The following is a 21,304-nucleotide window of genomic DNA, read 5'->3' on the forward strand; positions in this document are numbered from 1 at the left end:
GCTTTCAATTTAGTTATCGATAACCTAACAAGTCTTTATCGAGTTGATTAAACTGCTCTTCTAAAAAATCCAGCAACCTTTTAATGGCAGGTAATAATCCTTTTCTAGAAGCATAAGCTGCGTGAACAATACCGCTGGTAGGTTTCCATTCAGGTAACACCACAATCAGTTCCTTACGCAAAATATATTCTTGAGCCATCATAATCGGTAAAGGAGCAATACCTAAGCCATGAATAACAGCCTGTAATACCCCGGTCATGTCATTCACAATTAAATCAGGGTCATGCTGGAAATGAGTTGTTCCATGCTCCTGATGATGAAGTACCCACACACTTTGTTGCTCTGCATTACCAAGCCCAATAGTTCTGAACTGATGCAATTCATCTAAAGTTTGAGGTATCGGCTGCTTAGACAAAACCCGAGGGTGCGCGACTAAACACTGATCACTGGTCACAAATTTTTTCATGACCAAGCCACTATCTTTGAGTGGCGGATAGCGAACACGAAAAGCAATATCAATTCCTTCATTTAAGACATCAACATTTCGGTTGGTCACATCAATATAGATTTTTATTTTTGGGAATTGCAGCATAAATTTAGTGAGAAACTCGCCCATGTGATGATGCAATAAGGCAGGTGGACAAGACACCCGAATCGTTCCACGCGGCTCTGACTGGTTTAAATCAATAAATTCTTGGGCATTTTCAGCATCGATCAAAATCGCGTGACAGTATTGATAATATTGTTGGCCGAGTTCAGTCACACTAAATTGTCTAGTGGAACGATGCAATAAACGTACACCGAGTCTTTCTTCTAAAAGTGCAACTCTTCGGCTGAGTTTAGATTTTGGAATATCGAGCGCTCTAGCGGCAGCAGAATAACCACCATATTCAACAATTTTTGCAAAGTAATATAGATCGTTTAAATCCTGCATTTCCTACCTCTTATTGTTCAAATAATAGAACACTAAAATCAAATTTCGGCAGCTTCTAAGCTCATATTTTCGTTATATCTTAATTAAACAAGAAGTGAATAACTATACAAAAACAGCTATCCCCCTGTTTTATTTAGTCATCCTTCCAGCTTTAAATTTATCGAAATAAAGTGGAGCATAAAATGAGTACACCAGCAAATTTTAACGGTCAAGCACCCGTAATCGACCCAAATAATGTTGCAATGCTACTAATCGACCATCAAAGTGGCTTATTTCAAACTGTAAAAGATCTTACTGTTCCTGAGTTACGTGCAAATGTGGTTACTCTGGCTAAAGTTGCAACGCTATGTAATGTGCCAGTGATTACCACTGCTTCTGTTCCTCAAGGTCCAAATGGCCCCTTAATTCCAGAAATTCACCAGTTTGCTCCTCATGCACAATATGTTGCCCGTAAAGGTCAAATTAATGCTTGGGATAACCCTGACTTTGTTGAGGCAGTCAAAGCAACAGGTAAAAAACAACTGATTATTGCAGGTACAATTACCAGCGTATGTATGGCTTTCCCAAGTATCAGTGCAGTTGCTGAAGGTTTCCAAGTCTTTGCAGTCATTGACGCATCTGGAACATATTCAAAAATGGCTCAAGAAATTACATTAGCTCGAGTTGTACAAGCTGGTGTAGTGCCAATTGATACAGCGGCTGTGTGTTCAGAGCTACAAAAAACATGGCATCGTAGTGATGCAGCAGACTTTGCAGCAGCTTATAGTGCAATTTTCCCACCGTACCAATTGCTCATCGAAAGCTATCAAAAAGCGCAAGATGTTGTTAAAAACAATGAAATGCTAGATTCTGAAAGAACCTAATTCATCAGTTTTTCAGCTTAAATGTCCAATCTCTTACGATTGGACATTTAAAATAAATCTATTAAAACCCAAGCTGTGCTTTAGTGCGCTCTTCCAAAGCTTTTGAGTCGTGTTGTTCTGGATGAAAATCTAATTTGTAATAGTCCAAATAATCTTTCCATAAAGTACTTAAAAAACCATTCTTTCCAAGAATTAATGCATTAAATTCTTTTAGGTGGAGTAACTTCCATGCGGAAAAGTGAGTTATGCCCAAATACACCGTACCCGCTGCCATTATTCCTGCCATATATAAAGTCACAAATGGCATCACAAGAAGCCGAATGAAATTGCCCCCAGAGACATCTTGATATAAATCGAAGGCCACACTTTTATGTTCGCTTTCTTCTACCGCATGCCATAACCAGATATTTTTTAAAGTTTCATTACTCGATAAACGCTCCTGCAAATCGGAACGCCTCATAATCTGCCGTGCAATAATGGCCGTAAAATGTTCAGCAGCCGAAGTAATTGCTAATTGCTGGGTTGGTGTGAAATATTTTTTCAGCCTAGCCATTAACCATTCCACATTGGCTGAAACAGGCTCGGTATCGAGTCCAGATGACTGTATAAGTTGGTTCAGATGTTCATGTTCTTTGGCATGCATCGCCTCTTGTCCAATAAAGGCTGCAATATCTTTTTGAAGTCTTTCTGTTTTAGCCTGATTTTGTAAGTTTCTTACACTATGTACAAAAAATCGCTCACCCGCAGGAAACATAGCAGACAAGGTTGCCAGCCAGTACTCTCCCCAAGGGTTATCCTTAAATAAAGTAGCTTGAGACTGATTAAAATTAAAACTCATATGGCGCACAGGAAAGTGAGCACCTCGATCAAAGACTTTAGCTAGAATTCCCATTTTTTATTCCTTCATTGTTTCATTGAATACAATTCAATGGATTTATTTTTCTATCGGTTTTGAGCTACATAAATGTACGACATCTAAATAGCTAGGCGGTTTAGGCACCTTGCCACGGCTATATAACAACTTATGCAATTGGGGAAGGCGATAATAAGGAGCGGAAGCCATCAAATGATGTTCCATATGAAAATTTACACGTATAGGTGCCACAGTCATACGGGCAATCCAACCAGCAGAAGTAGTACGAGTATTACGAAGCGTATCGGGTACAAGCTCTAAACACGCATGCTCTGCCATTGCACGAATACGTACAAATACAGTAAAAGGGATGGCATAAGCTATTATCCAAATCAGAAATAACCAAGCATGCCCCGCCACAGCAAGGATGAGATATAACCCAAGATTAGTCACAAAAGTTGGCCAGAAGTCCTTGATAAAGTTGGTAACGTAACGATGCCATGGCCAACCACGCGTATCTGCCCGCTCACCTGTTGCATCAGACCACTTCAGTACACCAGCACTCATCAAAATTCGGCCAATAAAGAACTTGATTCCTGTTAGCCCAACCAAATCACGACCAAATTTTCGAATTAAAGATTTTTTAGTCACAGGTAAAGCTTCATATATTGGGCGATCAGGATCAAAACTTGCTGTTGTATTCGCATGATGCACCATATGGTGGGCACGAAATTTATGTACATCATTCCAAATAAATTTGGCCGATGCCCAATTAGCGAATACGTCATTCATCCAGCGGCTTTTAAAGAGTGTATGGTGTGCCGCCTCGTGCATTACAATCGCCAATGCCAAATGGCGCCCCCCTAAAACCACTGTTCCTATGCATACAACAGGAATTGCGAAATACCAAGGTAAGTAGTCAATTGCCAGAGCCATGACTGTAAATGCTAAGCCAATGATTAACCATACAGAGAAAATACACCATAATCCCCATAGATTTGAACGCTGAGAAAATTGGCTAATCTCCTCTCGACTAAGAAAGTCGCTTATACGAGTTTGTTTATCCGTAATCATCACTCGCCCTGCTCTACACTATTTAATGGGTGTTGATTGGTTTGATGACTAGACAACATATGAATAACTTGCGCATAAGTTGGCGGCTCTGGAACATGGCCACGTTCTCGTAACATCTGATGCATTTTTGGCAACTTAAAGAAAGGCACCGCCGCCATTAAATGATGTTCCATGTGATAGTTCACTCGAATAGGAGCAACAAAGGCCCGAGCCAACCATCCTGCTTTTGTAGTACGAGTATTCGTTAAAGCATTATTGCTTATTTGAGTACCAGCATGCTCAGCCATAGACCGAATACGAATAAAAAGTGGAAATGGCGTTAAATAAGCAAGAGGCCAAAGTAAATATAATTCTGGACGACCAAAAGCCCATAAAATGCCAAAGATGGAAGCATTAGCAATAATTGCCTTACTACTATTTTTAAGAAATACCTTTGGATAGTCATACCACTGACGGTTTTCACGCGGTAGCCAAGTTAAGTCATTCGCAACCGTCCATTTCAAAACTTCAGCATCCATCAAAATACGGCCCACAGTAAATTTAAATCCTGTAATACCAACTAAATCACGTAAAAATTTACGAGTTAAAGACGTTTTCGTGGTTGGAAAGCCTGCGACTAATGTTAAGTCAGGATCTTCTGGTGTTGATGTTTTGGCATGATGACGTGTGTGGTGAGCCCGATATTTATGTACGTCATTCCAGATTGGGCGTGCACATAACCAATCGACCAGATAATCATTCATCCATTTTGTTTTAAACAAGCTATTGTGTGATGCGTCATGCATCAATATTGCCAAGGCTAATTGGCGTCCAGCCAATACAGCTAATGCTGCTAAACATATCAGCAATTTACCCCACCAAGGTAAATAACTCCAAGTTAGTCCAACACCTGCAAAAGTTGCTCCAATAACGGCCCATGTAGAACCTACTGCCCACAAACCATGTATATCCGAAGGTTCAGTAAGCTCTTTAATTTCTTCACGACTAAATAACTCAGTCACACTCACACGCGTATTCATCTTTTTTTTCTCCTAAGCGGGATTGAGAAGACTTAATTCATTTCACAAATTAAACTTTATTATAAAATATGAAATATTTCTATTATTTTTATAAAATTTATTTTTTGTAATATTAAAATTAAAGAAAAAGAAATCTTAAGGATATGTTTTTCATATCCTTATTTATTTGTAATTAAATAAAACTAACTTTACTGAAAAGACTTAAGTAACTAATTTATTAGAATATTAAAGAGATTTCTTATAATTTTGATTGGTTCATTTCTTTAATAACATTAGGTATACCGTCTCTATGAAATGCTTCAAATGGTATTGATTTTTCATGATCAATCAATGGAAAGAAAGGTGAAACTAAAGATGCTCCCCCATCAATTCTGACGTTCATCCCTGTTATAAAAGAAGCTGCTGGCGACAGTAAAAAACACATTAAAGCTGAGACCTCTGATTCTGTAGCCATTCGTTTTAAAGGGATTTTTGAAGACACTGTAGGGATCATGGCCTTCATGCCATCTTTATAAGAGTCGAGACCTGAGGCCATTACCCATCCTGGTGCAACAGCATTAACTCTTACCCCAGCTCTAGCCCATTCGAGTGCTGAAGTTTTAGTAAGGTTATCGATACCAGCACGAGCAGCTCCAGAGTGTCCCATACTCGGTAAACCGCTCCACATATCTATTGTCATATTCACAATACTACCACCCGTTTTCACCATACTTTGATTAAAAACTTCTCTCATCATAAGAAAAGTACCCAGCAAGTTATTGCGGATTACACTATCAAAAGCATTAGCAGACATAGTTTCAAGAAATGCAGGGAATTGACCACCTGCGTTATTGACTAATCCATTAATCTGGCCGAACTCTTCAACAATAGAACTAACTGTTTGTTTTACTTTCTCTTCATCACGATTATCACATACTCGATAAGATGCCTTACCTCCATCTTCAATAATTTCTTGTTTTACTTGTTGTAGTTTTTCTTCGGTCCTACCTGTAAGAATGACTTGCGCACCTAAGGAAGCCAGTTCATGAGCAGTACACCGGCCAATACCCGAACCGCCTCCAGTTACTATAATTATCTGATCTTTAAAAATATCCTTTGCTAAAGCTGATTGATATAAAGGCATATCCATACTCCTGTAATCATGCTCTTCTATTAATTAAGAATTTTAGGAGTTACATCCACAACGGCGGGTAATTCTAAATTTAATAAGCTCGTTGCGGCTGTACCAAAAGTTAGTTCATGTAACTGTTTCCATAATCTTTGTCCAACTTCATCTAACTTTTTAACATCTGCAGTAAATTGCTCCCTTGCCTCAACATTTACAAAAGGTTCAGGGAGTAAAGGATCATTCATTAATAAAGAAATTGTCTGGCGGCCCAGTAATAATGATTCTCTTGCAGCATCCTCAAGGCCTAAAGCAGGTACTCGACTGAGCCAATGCTGAATAATATGGCTATATTTTTCATAATTCTTATTTAAGTTTTCGGTTTGCCATAAATCTTTAATCATCCCTGTCGTAATCTGATCAAAGGAATTGATATGGCACATCTTGGCTCCTGACTCCAAGCCTATAGATTTCATATGCTCTAGCATGTCTTCCAAAGAAATAACCAAGTTATCTGGTCGAATATATACACTTGGTTCAAGTTCACGAAATCCGTATTTTTTAAGTGCTCTTTCTCTTCTTTTTAAAGCTGTACGGTCAACACGCCCTAATGTTCCTGTAAGAACACATAAATACTTTTGATTCCAAGCTTTTGTTTCTTTTAAACCTGCTCTTCGGTTTAACATTACATCTGCCCATTCAAGAGATTGCTCACTTAACTGATAAAATCCTCTTTCAGCAGAAACAATGACCCCTTCACTAGCTAAACGAGTGACAGCAACTCTTATTCCGTTTTCACTAATTCCAAACAGCTTTGCAGCAAGGATCATTTCTTTAATTGAAATTATTTTACCTTCTGAAGCCAGTAACAGATCTGTAATTAAAGTACGTGCATTAATTTTCTGTGTAGTCATCTCATTTCCAGATCGAAAAATTTAAAATTTGTGAGCGCTCTAAGCATCAGAATAAAGCTTACCACAATATTACATTTTTTTATTTTTATTTTTATTAATGAAATAAATCACTCATCGAAGCTTTACGAAAAACGTTCTAGGAGAAATCTAATTTTTTAATTATAAAAAAGATGCTTAAGCCATCTCACCTAAACATCTTTTTAAAGTTAGTTAGCCACTTACATACCATTCATTTAGACAAGGATCTGATGGTTGTCCCATAAAGTATTTAAAGTAGTGTTGACATTATTTAAGGTTAAAAATGAGGTACTGTTATAAACGGTCCCTGCACCATCTCGGTCGATACTTAAAATACTGTTATTTCCATTGAGGTCTAATGAGAGATAAGAAAAAATAGAGTTTACAGTGCCGCCATTGGCATAATTAATGAGCAGTTCACTAATATCAATTTTGTCGGCTTCACTGTCGGTTAAGGTATTGCCTACTTTAAAGTCTTTCCAAACATCAGCTCCGTTACCACCCGTTACGTCGTTTGTATTTAATAGTTTATATAACGCAGTGTCAGAGCCTAAACCACCAATCAAGGTATCGTTATCTTTCCCACCATTTAAAATGTCATTACCAGCACCACCATTTAGAACGTCATTATTGGTACCGCCACTTAAAATGTTATTAGCACTGTTCCCAACAATCGTATTGCCATTTCCATTCCCCGTTCCATCAATATTGTCTGTACCTAACAAGGTCAAATTATTTAGCGCATTGCCACTATCTAACGCATAACTTACAGTTGAGTTAACGGTCTCGAACCCTTCGTTAATCTTCTCGATAATGACATCACTTACGTTATCAACATAATAGATGTCATCACCCAAACCTCCAATCAGCGTATCTGCTCCACTTCCGCCATTGAGGCTATCATTGCCGACTCCACCATCTAAAGTGTCGTTTCCTTCGCCACCGTTTAATGCGTCATTTCCAGCATACCCATTTAAAATGTTGTTGCCTGCATTACCAGTGATTAAGTTATTAAGCGTATTCCCGTTGCCATTTAAATTATCCGCACCATTTAAAGTGAGATTTTCTAGGTTATCTCCTAAGGTATAATTTATATCCGAGATTACTTTATCGTTACCTTCAGCAGTATTCTCTACAATGCTATCGCCTACATTATCTACATAATAAGTATCGTCACCCGTTCCACCAATCAGGCTATCTGCACCTTTTCCTCCATCAAGTGTGTCATTTCCAGCACCGCCCAATAGAACATCGTCTCCCCAATTTCCTTTTAAAGTGTCGTTGCCAGCACCGCCTTCAAGTCGGTTAGATAAATTGTTCCCAACTAAAATATCATCGTAAGCACCACCAATTGCATTTTCGATTTGAGTGCCAAGATTAATGCTTAGTTGGTTTGCACTCGATATATGAGAAGATTTTTCACCAATATAGCTCCAGCCACCCTGATTAAGATCAATGGTAGCGGCTTGTGCAGCATTGCTCGCATTGATTGTATCAACGCCTGCACCATCCCATACCAATACGCCTTTAGTGCTATCAAACATATAGGTATCATTGCCTGCGCGTGCTGAACTATTCACTCCATATATCGCTTGCAAAGCAGCAACATCAAACGGCGCAAAAGAGCCATCATATGACATACCCGTACGGTCATAAGACATGACTGACCATTCCCGTGTGTCTTCTTCTTTTGAGAAACTGTTAATGGTGGAACCTTCAAAGGTATGCCGTAAGCCTAAAGCATGTCCCAACTCATGTGGGTAGCTTGCCGTTACCCAAGTTCCTGCTGGATCAAACCAAAAATCAGGCCCAAAAGCCACATCTGAACCAACAAAAGCTCCGCTTGGATACTGTGCATAAGCCGTGGCCGCAGTGCTATTACGGTACGCAGCAACCGTATTAAGCTGTGATGCATTGTCCGTTAACGTAAAAGTTAACGCCGAAAACTCAGAAGCTTTATGGTAAACCTGAGTCATAAAGTCCTGCTGAGCTTGGCTAAAAGGACTCCACCATGCAGGTGCCTGGCCATTCGCATCGAGTAGGTAATCAGGTGCCGTTGAAGGGAAAATATATTTAAAATCTGGATTGCTATTTGTTGTAGCAACAAGTGCACGTACCCAATAATTCACTCCAACCGTTGTGTCTAGTTGAGCGCGATCAATCGTAACGCCATCTGCAAATTGAATACTAAAGTTTTTATTATTGTTGGCGAGATATCCAGTTAGCTTAACAACATCACTATCGCTGTATTGAATATTTAAAGTGGTTTTATCAAAACTGTATTGAAAATCGGTAGATTTAACATCTGTAAACACAATCGTGTTGTTACCCGAATAGTCTCCATTAATTGTGTCTATTCCATCGCCTAAAGAAAAACGATAAGTATCGTCACCTTCTCGACCATTTAACGTGTCATTACCTTTGCCTCCAGTAATCACATCATTGGGAAGAGTACCCGAAAAGTTATCGGCGTTATCAGTCCCATTCCATGTCGCAGTTTTTCCTGTTAGAAACTGTTGATAGGTTTGAACCACGCCATCTGAAAGAATGTAGTTATTAATGTAAGCTTTTAAAGTGATGCTATCCGTTGCTGAATAATTAATGACTAACTCATTATTATTGTTGGTGGTAAATGTGATGTCTTTTGAGGAAACATCCATAATTTGAATGGTGTTTGTGCCCGAATAATCGTTAATGGTATCGTTACCATCTCCTTTGCTAAATTGATAAGTATCGTCGCCACTTCCTGAAGCTAACCAATCGTTTCCAATTCCACCTACAGTTAAGTCATTACCAGTTCCACCATATAACTTATCATCGCCAGCACCACCATTTAACGTATCATTCCCCGCGTTTCCGTTTAAAGTGTCATTACCTTCAAGCCCATTAATAATGTCATTGGATGCAAAGCCATTAATCGTTTCATTGCCTTTGGTACCAGTGAGTGTAATTGTTTTATTTGTAAGTAATTGATCGAGTGTGGCGGTTGTACCATCTAAAAATTTAAAGTTACTTACATTCCCTTCAATTAATACTGCATCAGTATCAGAGTATTTGACTTCTAAATTACTTCCATTGCCTTGTATAGATAGGTCTGCCAAATTACTCGCCATAAACTGAATCGTGTTATTTCCACTATAGTCAGTGACTTTATCTATTCCGTCCCCTTTGCTGAATTGATAAATATCGTCTCCGGCTCCACCAAATAGACGATCATTTCCCGCACCACTACTTATTTGATCGACTAAATTTGTGCCTACAATCCACTCACTGTTTGCAGTAGAAATATTTAGACCATTACCCCCACTTGTAAATAAAACCTGTTTTTCGACCCCATCACTGAAAATCATGCGAGCTTTAGCAAGAGAATTAAAATTAAGTGAATAGTAAGTTCCTGAGTAATTAGTGACATATAAGACATTATTTATATATTCAATTTGCCTAATATCATTTGAAGTAAAATTATCAAACTTTAGCCATAAACCATTTTGATCATTGCCATAAGTTACCATTGAGGTTTCCTTTTTTTTGTTATTGGAAAAGGAAATATTATTTAATTATTCTTAATAGAAGAACCTCTTTGGGCGACAAAAATTACCATTTGGCGACATATTTTTTATTTTTTTAAATTTGGCTAAAGATTAAATTTGAATAGAGTTTTAAAAATTTTTTATTTTTAATTATATATAACAGTTTTATAAATTTAAGATAATTACCTCTCAAACTTATTTAAAAATAATTCTTTTTGATACATTTAAAGCAAAATCCTGTCTTTTGGGTCACTGAACTCATCTTTTATTCCATTTAATATCCGTAAAAGACCAGCTCGTCACTGCTCTGGGCAACATCTTTATAGGTTTTATATTCAATGAGTTTATTGCTTAAAGTTCGTCAGAACGTTCCACAGCTACAGTCTATTAAAAAATCTCTTCAGACACGTGCTGGTCAAAAAATACCTCACATGCTGATCAATGCATCAGATCTCTTTTTCAGAGGCCCTCAAATTGCCTTGTCAGGAAAAACACCTTTTGATGTGATTTATAAGCATGAAATTATTAGTTTACGCCATTATAGAAATGAGACCGACACATTTATATCTAAGCACCGCGTACCGTTAGTGATCGTTCCGCCGCTAGCAGTGAACATGCTCATTTATGATTTGTTTCCTACGCGTAGCTTTGTACGCTATTTTTTAGCGCAAGGTTTTGATGTCTATTTAATTGACTGGGGCATCCCAACTCGGCACCAAGCAAAATACAATTTCGGCACTTACATTAAAGTTTTTATGCCTGAAATGCTAAAGCAAGTTCGCGCCTACAGTGGTCAACAACAGCTTTCTTTACATGGTTGGAGTTTAGGTGGTGCACTTTCACTCTGCTATACCGCATTGTTTAAAGATAAAGATATTAAAAACCTGATTATTCTCGCGTCCCCTATCGATACACATAAAGCGGGTTATATGGGGAAACTTTACGGTAGTCTTACCAAACCTGCCGAATGGGTTCGTAAACATACGCCGTTTCGTATTCGTCATCATGTACCAAGTGAAGCATTTCATATTCACGGCTGGCAAAATACCCTTGGTTTTAAATTAACCGACCCGATTGGAAATTTGAAAACATATTGGGAACTTTTTAAGAATCTTGATAACCGAGAATTTATTGTCGACCATGCAACCTCAAGTTCATTTATCGATAATATGCTGGCTTATCCAGGTGGAGTCATGCGCGATATTATTCTCCGCTTCTGGATTGATAATGAGCTGTCTAAAGGCGTGGTTAAATTTGGTGAACTTACCGCCTATCTAAAAGACATTAAATGTTCAGTATTAGCTGTCGGTGGTAACACAGATATTATCGTGACGGCTGAGGCTGTTAAGCCGCTTATGGATTTGATTAGTAGCGAAGACAAAACCTTTAAAGTCGTACCAGGTGGCCATATGGGTGTGGTTTCTGGTAGCCAAGCACCGACTACAGTCTGGCCAGAAGTGAGTCAATGGTTAGTTGAGCGCTCGGATTAATCCATTAAAATATTAGCGAAAACCAGCCCAATTAACCTTAGACTGGTTTTAATTCCCACTAAATTTTTAAAGTTTTGCACAAATCTTCTAGAACTATGTCGATCTCTTTTGTAACGTTCTAAAGGCAAAAGCTAAAAATTTATGGGTCAAAGATTATGAGTAACTGGGTGGATATTTCAAAAGATACCAATACTGGTATCGAAACAATCCGTGCCCATTTTACGGGTCATGCTTATGATCCCCATTGGCATTCAAGTTATTTAATTGGCGTAACTGAATCTGGTATTCAACAATTCCATTGTCGTAAAAAACAAATTAATAGTCATGCTGGGCAAGTCTTTATGCTTGAACCAGAAGAAATTCATGATGGACATGCACCTGCATCTGATGGCTTTACCTATCAAATGCTTTATCTACACCCCGAATGGTTGAAGCAACGTATTCAGGGATTATTTCATAACAGCCCTGATCATTACGAGTTAGTAATTGATGCACCATTAAAGTCCGATGAGCAACTTGCAATTATTACGTCACAAGCATTTCAGCATTTGCATTATAAAGAAATGAATATTGTGAAAGACAATAGTCTTGACTTGCTCATTCAATATATTGCTCAAGGGAAATGGCTAAGAAGAGCTCAACAAACATCGTCTATGCATGGTCCTCGAGTCGCTCATCAAATTCGAGATATTCTGCATGACCATTTATTTGATGATATTGGATTAGAAGAGATTTCAAATATGATCGGCCTAGACCGATATCATATTCACCGTATTTTTAAAGCTGCCTTTCACTTAGCTCCTCACCAATATCTGATTCAACTCAGACTTACACGAGCAAGAGAGCTACTTTCCAGAAGCATCTCACCTGCACAAGTTGCTTCAGATTTATGTTTTGCCGATCAAAGCCATTTGAGCCGCTGGTTTAAGCGTTGCTATGGTTTAACTCCCGCCGCCTATAGAAAAATCTGCACAAATCTTTAAGATTAATAGTTTAAATTAATTTATCTTATAGTTGCTCTTTAATGAAGCCGATAAAATAAGAAATCTCGCTATATTTCATTATTTACGATTATTAATTTAATTATTCAAACAAAAATAACTTCATAATTCTAAATCCAAGTAGTCATCATAAAATATATATTTCTCCTAATGAGTTTTTAATAACAATATTTTTTGGTTCATTATTTTTTATTTAAAATAAACTTAATAGACTGATGTTACTTTTTGTTATTTATGTAAAGTTTAGCTTACTCCTTAAATCAATATAACTTTATGAAAAGTATATATTTAATACAAAATCAACTTTGTAAATTTTGTATATTTTATATACAATTGTAGGTAATTTCTCACAATCATGTAAGCTAAAACCTACAACATAACCGTTTGTTTTTCCTATAATTAATTTCAGTACATATAAGCAATCTTTACTATTAAATAGAAAGCTTAATATTAATAAAGAGATCTGGAGAAAATGATAAAGTCATCTTTATTAATAGAAAAACTCTTAATAATAGAAAAAGAATCTCAAAAAATTAATATGTACTATCTTTCCTCTGGAAACAGAGGAAAGATAATTTTTTTAATCATCAGATAGGGTATAGAAAATGTTTATTGCAAAAAATATATTTGTATATTTACTATCAATGTTAGCTTTATGCTTACTGATTATTCTTTTTAACTATATAGGAATGAACGAGACGATTAATCTTCTTCTCTCTTCAGCGCTTTTTGGGATATTTATTACTTGGTATTTCAAAGGTAGTGGACTGTGCCTTGCTTTATTTGGCTTTTTTTATTGGGCAATGTTTATCATTAGCCAAAGCCTAGAAGTGATATGGATGCTCGCAACTACAGTTATTGTATATTTAGTGATGACTAGAATACTACCTAAACTCAAGACCATCCATATCGGTGTAATAGCCAAATAGCTAGAACGGGTTCACTCCCCGATTTACCATACCCACTTTTTTAACTGTCTTAATTTTGGTTTGCTCAGCAGTAACTAATTCTTTAATAAAATCTTTTAAATTTTGCTCATCGAGACGAATTGGATTAAAAGTAGTTTCTCCCATTTTTAGAAAGAAAGATTCAATATTTGTATTGCGTTGCACATATTTCATTGACCATCTATGAAAAGAGTTTTGTTCAATGGAATATGTACATAACCATTTAACATTGTGGTGTCTTTCATCATTTGTAATTTTTTCAAATAACGTTTCAACCACCTCTTGTTCACCTTCTAAACATTGAAAGAAAGCATTATCAGCATAATAAAGTACACCACAGATCTTATTTAAATCATTGAAATCTCTAGCTTCTGTCAAAATATCACGTAGATCTTGCAATAAATCTTCATTTTTTTCGTTTCGTTGGCTGGCATAACACAGGCGAACGTTCATTAGCAATTCCGTGAAATATAAAATTTCTTTATTTAAAGATTTTCTAATCTAACATACATCTGTTACAAATAATTTATATTTCACATATATTTTAAAGTTTATATTAAAATTAAATGAGTAATTACATATACTTATAATTAAAGATGAATTGTGATATAAAAATAAAAAGCCCGTTTACTCAGGGCCTTAAAGCTTTAAAAAAAACCATCAATATCTTTAAAGCCAAAATAAAAAAAGCACTAAAAAGTGCTTTTTTTATTTGCTGTATATTATTGTGGAATAATATTTACAGCATTTGGGCCTTTTTGCCCTTGAGTAACAGTAAACGTTACACGTTGACCTTCGTGCAAAGTTTTGAAACCTGAACCAGAAATTTCTTTGAAGTGAGCAAACACATCTGGACCATTATCTTGTTGAATGAAACCGAAACCTTTAGTTTCGTTAAACCACTTAACTGTACCACTTACTGTATTAGACATGATATATCCTACTGATTTCTAATATTTTAGAATCATTAAACAAATAATGACGCTATCATAACTTTGAAAAAAGAATAACAAATTGAGCTTAATATCTTAAAAAACGAAGGATTATGACTAAAACTACGATACTTAAAAGAAGATTTACTAACAAGACTTTTTTCTAGTTAACTAAATCATACAGGAAATAAATTAGTATTCAAGGCTTTTATTTAAATAATTTTCAAAAGGTAACTTAAATAAATAGAAAACAATAGCTTAAAAAAATATTAAGAAATTCAGCATATTGTCTGAGTAAAGAATAATCTATTATTTACTATATAACTATGAAACAGCAGAAATCGAAATATCTATTTATAAAATTACTTGAACCTAAATAAAAGTCATTTTAAAAAATTATAGATAATAAAAAAAACTCCTAAATAGGAGCTTCATCTTTTATTTAATGGCAGAGGATCAAGGACTCGAACCTTGACGAACGGTTTTGGAGACCGTCATGCTACCATTACATCAATCCTCTATATTTATGATTAAACACACTAGATTTAATCATAAAAAAAGCAAGATCATTGTCTTGCTTCTTTCAATGGTGGGGGCGAAGAGACTCGAACTCTTACACCTTGCGGCGCTGGAACCTAAATCCAGTGCGTCTACCAATTTCGCCACGCCCCCATCTGGGACATTTATTTAAAATAAATGTGGCAGAGGATCAAGGACTCGAACCTTGACGAACGGTTTTGGAGACCGTCATGCTACCATTACACCAATCCTCTTCCAAGATCTAGATGACTTAACATCTACATCAAACTTTAAGTTTCTAACTTAAAGTGGTGGGGGCGAAGAGACTCGAACTCTTACACCTTGCGGCGCTGGAACCTAAATCCAGTGCGTCTACCAATTTCGCCACGCCCCCGATGGCTGTGTATATTAGCGATAAGATCTAACAGTGACAAGTGTTTTTTTTCTAAAAAAAACTAACCGTGTAAATTGTATACAGATACTAGATCAATGATTTTTATCAATTTGAATCTGCTTTAAGCAATTTATTGCTTCACTGGCATTTGAAAACCGATTTTGCTGTTGTTTTTGTAATAATCCTGTGAGCAATGGATAAAAATTGAGAAATTGCGAAGGCAATCCAATCGTTAAATTTTGACAATGTAGTATTGCCCAATCACGATAACTAATTGCTTCTAAGCGAGTTTGGGTTAACCATTCATATAAAACGATACCCAATGCATATAAATCACTTTGTATGCTCTTATACCCTCCTCGAAATAGTTCAGGAGCCATATAACGAGGTGTTGCATCCATGATTGATTCTTGACTTGAGACCGGCCTCGTTTTCTCAAAATCAATCAAATAAGGCTTTTGCTGAAACTCTCTAAAATGTTCCGTCTTGACATCTCCATGAATCCAGCCAAATTCATGCAGTTCAGCAAGTTTATTTATTGCGCACCAAATCTTTCGATATATGTCACTAAAATCAGTTTCCTCATTCAATGAATCAAACCACACATCACTATCAGGTAAAATTAAAACCTGACCTAAGGAATGTTCTAGCTGAGGGATTAAACTGACCTCAATCAGTTTGTAAGGTAAAAGCCATGTTGGGTTCTTAAGATTAATTTCTTTGTAAAATAATTGCTCATGCAAGAAATCTTGTTCACTTTGAGCATGGGTTTCAGGCAAATGATATTTTATCCAGTAATTCTTAGTGTCTATGGTACATGTCCATAAACACCGCCCTAACGCTGCACTTGCTGGCTTTGTCACACATATTAAGTTTTCTATTGGGCAAGCAAAATCATGCTTCAGCATAGTAAGACTCAGGCTGTTGTTTCTTTTCTTCAAAACGCAAGACCTCTAAACAATGCTGAATTGTTTTACCAATACGAGCATGGGTCTCAATTGAAGAAATCTTTGGCCAAGTTGCACGCTCCCCTTCTCTTTGCAGACGCTTAAACAGATGCGGACGCGGGTTTTGCAAAGTATAGGTATAGTGACTTAGGCTATATTTAGCAATGATGTTCACATCACCATAATAACGCTGTCCCATTACGCCATAGCCATGATCTAACAATCTTCTAACTGGAGATATAGAACCAAGTCGTTGACGTGTAAAATCCATAACGCCCATTGAAAGCACTTTACCTTGGCGTCTTAAAATTCTTTCAGGCCAACTTAAAACGTCTTTACGGAAGCGATCCGCATCATTTTGCATAAATGGAACAATATGGGGGTTAACCTGACTCGCAATCGTGTAGTTTAAATTGTAAAGCCGTGCCATTCTTTCTTGAGGGAAATCACTTCTTACACTTCCATCCACCCACTTTGTATTTGCCATATAAGGGGTATGCTCACCATCATAACGTTTACTGGTTAAACGTACCGGTGGGAATAAAATTGGCACAGCACATGAAGCCAATACCGCACTCCACACCAAAACATTCGGCGTCATAATGGCGTTCATAATTCTTGGGTTTTCTGTTGCATCATACGGCGCTACTGCCACATTAATGTTTAAACCTGATTTTTTGAAAGCCTCTTCAAACGTAAGATCGCCTAAATTTTCAATAAGGAATTTTTTCAAATAGTGAACATCGGCAATACCACCATTGCCTTTAATAAGTTCACGGAATTTTCTGAAATGAAAAGCATCACTAAAGAATTGTTCACCATTTAATAAGTTTTGAACATCTTCACTGGCAGAGGTTCCCAGCATACCTGTCATAATTGCTCCAGCACTTGAGCCAGAGAGCACTTTTGGCATTAAGTCTTGTTCAATTAAAGCTTTACACACCCCTGTATGAAACAGACCTAAAGTCGCCCCACCCGAGAACATAAGGGCGGGCTGCCCGTATGCCTTTTCACAATTTTCAAAAAACTCAATTTTTTCTTTTCTTTGAAAGGTGATGCATTCACTTGAAGCAATGTAAGCCAAACTTTGGCTTACCTCATCAATATAGTCTTCAATTAACTTTTTTGTTCCCACATGCGTTGCAGCAAAAAGCATGGGGTGACCAATATTTGCAATATCGTAAGTTAGACCTTCTTTGAGTAAATAGATGAGGTCTAGTGTTCGATGTTGCTGACGATATCTTTTAAGTAAGGTATACCGATAAGAAATGAGCTCGGCATCGAAGTAAGGTGAACTATTATCAAATTTCCACTCTTGTACCCCTGTTTCTTCATCTAACTTTAGGGCAAAAGACTTCCATTCTTCATAAGATTCAGCCATGTCTAATTGACGTTGTAATTTTTTGATACGGTAAGCCTGATGTGGATTCATATCACTTCGTAATTTTTCAAACATATTTCGTCCTCATCTTCTCAGATGATTTTACTGAATAGACATGACAACACTATGCTCGGTCTGAACATTTCAATCAATTGCAAAACCGATAAAGTGTATAGGCAATAAGTTTTTTGTCAGCCTGTTAATTTCGGTGTTAGTATCCTAGTAAATTACTGTTTAACATGATTGATAAACCATGGCTACCATTGATTTACCAGAGAATTTAGTTCAAACATTATCACTTGTATTAAATCAGCTACAGCAGGTCTTACCTGAGCCTAGACAAGAAACAGATTTTACTGCACCTGCTTTTAGATGGGAAAATCAGCAACTTAAAGCCATCTACAAACCGAAAAATATTTATCTTGATGACTTAAAAGGCATTGAGCGTCAGAAAGAAAAAATCATTCAAAATACTTTGCAATTTTTAAATGGCTTACCAGCCAATGATGTGCTTTTAACTGGCTCGCGTGGTACAGGAAAATCTTCTATCGTTCGCGCTTTATTAACTGAGTATGCCCCTCAAGGATTACGTTTAATTGAAATTGAACGTGATGATTTAGCAGACTTACCTAAAATTCAGAAACTCATTCAAAATCGCCCTGAAAAATACATCGTCTATTGTGATGACTTGGCTTTTAATGCCGAAGATGAAAATTACCGTAGTTTAAAAAGTGTATTGGATGGTTCATTACAATCAGGTTCAAGTAATTTCATTATTTATGCAACCAGTAACCGTCGTCATCTATTACCAGAATTCATGCATGAAAATACACCTGTAACTAAGGTGGACGTTCCCCAATATACTGAATTACATCCACAAGAAGCGATTGAAGAAAAGATCTCTTTATCAGATCGTTTTGGTCTATGGTTATCTTTTTATCCAATGGATCAAAACCTATATTTGGAAATCGTTGAGCATTATCTTAATAAAGCAAACATGCCTTTCAATGATGAGGTTCGTGCTGAAAGTTTACGTTGGTGTCAGATGCGGGGTCAGCGCTCTGGTCGAGCTGCTTATCAGTTTTCTAAGCATTGGATTGGTTTAAACGCCTTAAAAGATTTGTCTAACAATTAAATAAAATGTCCCGCAAAGCCTTAGCTTTGGCCTATAAACCGCTTAGCTTTGGCAGTTGTTTTTCATAACCTAAAACAAAGATAGCCCTTCTTTAGGTTTATATATGAAAAAGCAATTGCCAAAAATTTCTACAACAAGTAAAGCGGTTGGTAAAAGTTTATTACTTGCACAAGGCGTTTTAGACCAAGCAAAAAAATATTCAACTCTTCCTTTTACTCAAGCTCATATCATCCGTCCACGAGTTGACGAAAAATATTATAGCTGGACACATTACGGTATCTTTTTCCCGCTTTTACCAGAGCCGCATCGTTACTTAAATATTATGATTTTAATCGGTACGCCCGGTGCACTTGCTTTTGACCATGATGATATCATCACTGGAAACCCGAGAAAAACAGCTACTTTCTTTTCAAGTACAGCTGCTCTGGAACAAGCTTTACTGAAAGCCTATATCATTCCCGAAGATACAAAAATTAATAAAGATGGGACCTTAATAGAACTAGGTCAGGAAATTTCAATTCAAGGAAAATTCCCTCAAATTCATATTAATGGACATTATGATGGGTTTGATTTCAACTTTGATATCGGTATCACTTCACATGTTTCATGGTTTATAAAAACACCAATCTATGATCACTTTAGTTTATTGGCAAAGTTTAAAGGTTTTTTAAACTATCAAGCAGAACGCATTGAAAGCCAAGGACTCTGCACTTACGAATATGCTCGAGCAGTTGGTCCTCATTCCCTCACAAATAAACTTATTCCTGATGTATATAAACTGCCACTTGATTTTTTCACTTATCAAATCATCAATTTAAATGAAACCACTCAGCTTCTTCTTACCAAAGCCGATATTGCAGGACAAACAGCTGCATACACCCTGCATATTCGACATCTGGACCAGCCAGCTGAAATCTACATAGACGTAAGCTTTGATATTATTTCGCATCAAGTTGATGACTTCGTTTCACCTAGTGGGCAAAAAATGCGACTTCCAAAATATTTTTCTTGGATCGCTAGAAATGATGCAAAGCAAATTATCTTAAACATTCAGGCAGAAATTGACTGCCCATTCCGTTATGGTCATGGGCGAGGTTATGCGAGCAGCTATATATTTACAGGTCATTATTTTAGTAATGAAGTACAAGGCCGTGGTTATATCGAATACATTGATATCGAAAACCAAAAAGCCTTTGACGATGAATAATTTTACTCAGGAATAGTGAGTTCAGTCATCGGCCAGCGCGGTGTGGTCGTTACCGCTAAGCCATCATGCTGACCTGCTTTTAAACGCTGATAACCAGCAAAAGCAATCATTGCTCCATTATCAGTACATAAAGCAGGCTCGGCATAATAAACTTGCGCTTTAATTTTCGCCAAAGAAGTTTCTAATTGCTCGCGTAGTCTTAAATTTGCGCTAACACCACCTGCAATCACCAAACGTTTAAGTCCAGTTTGCTTTAAAGCTTTTACTGATTTTTTTACCAAGGTATCTACAATTGCTTCTTGGAATGAAGCAGCAATGTCAGCGTCACGATTTTCACCATTCAATTTTTTCAATTGAACAGAAACGGCTGTTTTTAAACCACTAAAAGAAAAATCTAAGCCTTGATGAAGCATAGGTCTTGGAAACTCAAAAGCTAATGGATCACCAGATAATGCAAGTTTTGCAATATTTGGCCCACCTGGATATGGCAAGCTCATCATTTTTGCAACTTTATCAAAAGCTTCGCCCGCAGCATCATCAATAGACTCACCCAATAGTTCATATTGACCAATAGCGTGGGCTGCCATCAATTGTGTATGTCCACCTGAAACTAACAATGCTACAAACGGAAATTCAGGTGGTTGACTTGAAAGTAATGGGGCCAGCATGTGACCTTCCATATGGTGAACACCAATTGCAGGCTTATTTAAAGAAAAAGCTAAAGTTCTGCCAAACAGTGCACCTGTCATTAATGCTCCCACTAAGCCGGGACCACGCGTGTAAGCAACCGCATCAATCTCTTGTTTTGTTACACCACTTTGTTCAAGCAATTGATTCATTAAAGGAATTAATTTACGAACATGGTCACGAGAAGCAAGTTCAGGTACTACTCCACCATATTCAGCATGAAGTTTAATCTGGCTATAAAGAACCTGTCCCCGTAAGCCGAGTTCGCTATCATAAAGTGCCAACCCTGTTTCATCACAAGAAGTTTCCAAGCCTAAAACAATCATCAAAACTGCCTTTTATATGAGTCAAAAT

General features: G+C 36.9%; 18 protein-coding genes and 4 tRNA genes. 6 read left to right on the top strand and 16 right to left on the bottom strand.

What is annotated here, in order from left to right; translation table 11 throughout:
* Positions 1-13: 13 nt before the first annotated feature.
* Positions 14-934 (bottom strand): LysR substrate-binding domain-containing protein, encoded by a 921-nt coding sequence (locus tag KTI79_RS02780; protein WP_001153335.1) that lies wholly within the window; start codon positions 932-934, stop codon positions 14-16.
* 182 nt (positions 935-1,116) lie between these two features.
* Between KTI79_RS02780 and KTI79_RS02785 the strand changes: the two genes are divergently transcribed.
* Positions 1,117-1,797: a hydrolase gene (locus KTI79_RS02785; protein WP_000106450.1), complete on the top strand. Its 681-nt coding sequence runs from the start codon at positions 1,117-1,119 to the stop codon at positions 1,795-1,797.
* Positions 1,798-1,858: 61 nt separating this feature from the next.
* Here the strand turns inward: KTI79_RS02785 and KTI79_RS02790 are convergent, their stop codons facing one another.
* The 6 genes from KTI79_RS02790 to KTI79_RS02815 all read right to left on the bottom strand — a co-directional run bounded on the left by KTI79_RS02790 (position 1,859) and on the right by KTI79_RS02815 (position 10,292).
* Positions 1,859-2,689: a metal-dependent hydrolase gene (locus tag KTI79_RS02790; protein ID WP_000511745.1), complete on the bottom strand. Its 831-nt coding sequence runs from the start codon at positions 2,687-2,689 to the stop codon at positions 1,859-1,861.
* A gap of 42 nt (positions 2,690-2,731) precedes the next feature.
* A complete protein-coding gene (locus KTI79_RS02795) occupies positions 2,732-3,724 on the bottom strand; it encodes a fatty acid desaturase family protein (protein ID WP_086376130.1) in 993 nt (330 codons plus the stop codon).
* Complete coding sequence (locus tag KTI79_RS02800; protein WP_001097600.1) at positions 3,724-4,743, bottom strand: fatty acid desaturase family protein; 1,020 nt, start codon at positions 4,741-4,743, stop codon at positions 3,724-3,726. Before KTI79_RS02800 ends, KTI79_RS02795 begins: the two co-directional genes overlap by 1 nt.
* Positions 4,744-4,981: 238 nt before the next feature.
* Complete coding sequence (locus tag KTI79_RS02805) at positions 4,982-5,866, bottom strand: SDR family oxidoreductase (RefSeq protein WP_024439232.1); 885 nt, start codon at positions 5,864-5,866, stop codon at positions 4,982-4,984.
* A gap of 29 nt (positions 5,867-5,895) precedes the next feature.
* Positions 5,896-6,762, bottom strand: coding sequence for a PaaX family transcriptional regulator C-terminal domain-containing protein (locus KTI79_RS02810; protein WP_032054221.1), 867 nt, complete (start codon positions 6,760-6,762; stop codon positions 5,896-5,898).
* A 233-nt stretch (positions 6,763-6,995) separates the two neighbouring features.
* Positions 6,996-10,292 carry a M10 family metallopeptidase C-terminal domain-containing protein gene (locus KTI79_RS02815; RefSeq protein ID WP_086376131.1) on the bottom strand — a complete coding sequence of 1,099 codons (3,297 nt, stop codon included), beginning with the start codon at positions 10,290-10,292 and terminating at the stop codon, positions 6,996-6,998.
* Positions 10,293-10,648: 356 nt separating this feature from the next.
* Between KTI79_RS02815 and KTI79_RS02820 the strand changes: the two genes are divergently transcribed.
* The 3 genes from KTI79_RS02820 to KTI79_RS02830 all read left to right on the top strand — a co-directional run bounded on the left by KTI79_RS02820 (position 10,649) and on the right by KTI79_RS02830 (position 13,730).
* The gene (locus KTI79_RS02820; RefSeq protein ID WP_032054223.1) at positions 10,649-11,800 is read left to right on the top strand and encodes an alpha/beta fold hydrolase; all 1,152 of its coding nucleotides are present in this window, start codon (positions 10,649-10,651) and stop codon (positions 11,798-11,800) included.
* A 155-nt stretch (positions 11,801-11,955) separates the two neighbouring features.
* Complete coding sequence (locus tag KTI79_RS02825) at positions 11,956-12,783, top strand: AraC family transcriptional regulator (protein ID WP_032054224.1); 828 nt, start codon at positions 11,956-11,958, stop codon at positions 12,781-12,783.
* Between the two features lie 623 nt (positions 12,784-13,406).
* Complete coding sequence (locus KTI79_RS02830) at positions 13,407-13,730, top strand: hypothetical protein (protein WP_032054225.1); 324 nt, start codon at positions 13,407-13,409, stop codon at positions 13,728-13,730.
* On the opposite strand, the gene KTI79_RS02835 is transcribed toward KTI79_RS02830, so the two are convergent.
* The 8 genes from KTI79_RS02835 to KTI79_RS02870 form a co-directional block, all read right to left on the bottom strand.
* Positions 13,731-14,201 (bottom strand): AnBLUF65 family BLUF photoreceptors, encoded by a 471-nt coding sequence (locus tag KTI79_RS02835; protein ID WP_032054226.1) that lies wholly within the window; start codon positions 14,199-14,201, stop codon positions 13,731-13,733.
* A gap of 269 nt (positions 14,202-14,470) precedes the next feature.
* Complete coding sequence (locus KTI79_RS02840; protein WP_003650775.1) at positions 14,471-14,680, bottom strand: cold-shock protein; 210 nt, start codon at positions 14,678-14,680, stop codon at positions 14,471-14,473.
* Positions 14,681-15,126: 446 nt separating this feature from the next.
* Positions 15,127-15,200 (bottom strand) — tRNA-Trp (locus KTI79_RS02845).
* A gap of 67 nt (positions 15,201-15,267) precedes the next feature.
* A tRNA-Leu gene (locus KTI79_RS02850) sits at positions 15,268-15,352 on the bottom strand.
* A gap of 27 nt (positions 15,353-15,379) precedes the next feature.
* Positions 15,380-15,453, bottom strand: a tRNA-Trp gene (locus KTI79_RS02855).
* A 55-nt stretch (positions 15,454-15,508) separates the two neighbouring features.
* Positions 15,509-15,593, bottom strand: a tRNA-Leu gene (locus tag KTI79_RS02860).
* A gap of 92 nt (positions 15,594-15,685) precedes the next feature.
* Entirely contained in the window at positions 15,686-16,501 is an 816-nt protein-coding gene (locus KTI79_RS02865) for a protein kinase domain-containing protein (RefSeq protein ID WP_032053444.1), read from the bottom strand.
* Positions 16,488-17,996, bottom strand: a complete 1,509-nt coding sequence (locus tag KTI79_RS02870; protein ID WP_032053442.1) for a DUF3336 domain-containing protein — start codon at positions 17,994-17,996, stop codon at positions 16,488-16,490. The genes KTI79_RS02865 and KTI79_RS02870 overlap by 14 nt, the downstream gene beginning before the upstream one ends.
* A 178-nt stretch (positions 17,997-18,174) precedes the next feature.
* Here KTI79_RS02870 and KTI79_RS02875 point away from each other — a divergent pair, with 178 nt between their 5' ends.
* Together KTI79_RS02875 and KTI79_RS02880 are read left to right on the top strand one after the other, a co-directional pair.
* Positions 18,175-19,056, top strand: coding sequence for an ATP-binding protein (locus KTI79_RS02875; protein ID WP_032053441.1), 882 nt, complete (start codon positions 18,175-18,177; stop codon positions 19,054-19,056).
* Between the two features lie 103 nt (positions 19,057-19,159).
* The gene (locus tag KTI79_RS02880; RefSeq protein WP_032053440.1) at positions 19,160-20,263 is read left to right on the top strand and encodes a DUF6670 family protein; all 1,104 of its coding nucleotides are present in this window, start codon (positions 19,160-19,162) and stop codon (positions 20,261-20,263) included.
* 2 nt (positions 20,264-20,265) lie between these two features.
* Here the strand turns inward: KTI79_RS02880 and tsaD are convergent, their stop codons facing one another.
* The gene (gene tsaD / locus KTI79_RS02885) at positions 20,266-21,276 is read right to left on the bottom strand and encodes a tRNA (adenosine(37)-N6)-threonylcarbamoyltransferase complex transferase subunit TsaD (RefSeq protein WP_032053437.1); all 1,011 of its coding nucleotides are present in this window, start codon (positions 21,274-21,276) and stop codon (positions 20,266-20,268) included.
* Positions 21,277-21,304 lie beyond the last annotated feature (28 nt).

It is taken from the genome of Acinetobacter sp. WU_MDCI_Abxd143, assembly GCF_025514195.1.
Classification (GTDB): Bacteria; Pseudomonadota; Gammaproteobacteria; order Pseudomonadales; family Moraxellaceae; genus Acinetobacter; species Acinetobacter pittii_H.

What these genes read in the sequence shown, in the direction of transcription:
- KTI79_RS02840 (WP_003650775.1), bottom strand. Translation starts at nt 14,680, where the DNA reads ATGTCTAATACAGTAAGTGGTACAGTTAAGTGGTTTAACGAAACTAAA.
- KTI79_RS02880 (WP_032053440.1), top strand. Translation starts at nt 19,160, where the DNA reads ATGAAAAAGCAATTGCCAAAAATTTCTACAACAAGTAAAGCGGTTGGT.
- KTI79_RS02830 (WP_032054225.1), top strand. Translation starts at nt 13,407, where the DNA reads ATGTTTATTGCAAAAAATATATTTGTATATTTACTATCAATGTTAGCT.
- KTI79_RS02820 (WP_032054223.1), top strand. Translation starts at nt 10,649, where the DNA reads ATGAGTTTATTGCTTAAAGTTCGTCAGAACGTTCCACAGCTACAGTCT.
- KTI79_RS02825 (WP_032054224.1), top strand. Translation starts at nt 11,956, where the DNA reads ATGAGTAACTGGGTGGATATTTCAAAAGATACCAATACTGGTATCGAA.
- KTI79_RS02780 (WP_001153335.1), bottom strand. Translation starts at nt 934, where the DNA reads ATGCAGGATTTAAACGATCTATATTACTTTGCAAAAATTGTTGAATAT.
- KTI79_RS02815 (WP_086376131.1), bottom strand. Translation starts at nt 10,292, where the DNA reads ATGGTAACTTATGGCAATGATCAAAATGGTTTATGGCTAAAGTTTGAT.
- KTI79_RS02870 (WP_032053442.1), bottom strand. Translation starts at nt 17,996, where the DNA reads ATGTTTGAAAAATTACGAAGTGATATGAATCCACATCAGGCTTACCGT.
- KTI79_RS02875 (WP_032053441.1), top strand. Translation starts at nt 18,175, where the DNA reads ATGGCTACCATTGATTTACCAGAGAATTTAGTTCAAACATTATCACTT.
- KTI79_RS02810 (WP_032054221.1), bottom strand. Translation starts at nt 6,762, where the DNA reads ATGACTACACAGAAAATTAATGCACGTACTTTAATTACAGATCTGTTA.
- KTI79_RS02795 (WP_086376130.1), bottom strand. Translation starts at nt 3,724, where the DNA reads ATGATTACGGATAAACAAACTCGTATAAGCGACTTTCTTAGTCGAGAG.
- tsaD (WP_032053437.1), bottom strand. Translation starts at nt 21,276, where the DNA reads ATGATTGTTTTAGGCTTGGAAACTTCTTGTGATGAAACAGGGTTGGCA.
- KTI79_RS02785 (WP_000106450.1), top strand. Translation starts at nt 1,117, where the DNA reads ATGAGTACACCAGCAAATTTTAACGGTCAAGCACCCGTAATCGACCCA.
- KTI79_RS02790 (WP_000511745.1), bottom strand. Translation starts at nt 2,689, where the DNA reads ATGGGAATTCTAGCTAAAGTCTTTGATCGAGGTGCTCACTTTCCTGTG.
- KTI79_RS02835 (WP_032054226.1), bottom strand. Translation starts at nt 14,201, where the DNA reads ATGAACGTTCGCCTGTGTTATGCCAGCCAACGAAACGAAAAAAATGAA.
- KTI79_RS02800 (WP_001097600.1), bottom strand. Translation starts at nt 4,743, where the DNA reads ATGAATACGCGTGTGAGTGTGACTGAGTTATTTAGTCGTGAAGAAATT.
- KTI79_RS02805 (WP_024439232.1), bottom strand. Translation starts at nt 5,866, where the DNA reads ATGCCTTTATATCAATCAGCTTTAGCAAAGGATATTTTTAAAGATCAG.
- KTI79_RS02865 (WP_032053444.1), bottom strand. Translation starts at nt 16,501, where the DNA reads ATGCTGAAGCATGATTTTGCTTGCCCAATAGAAAACTTAATATGTGTG.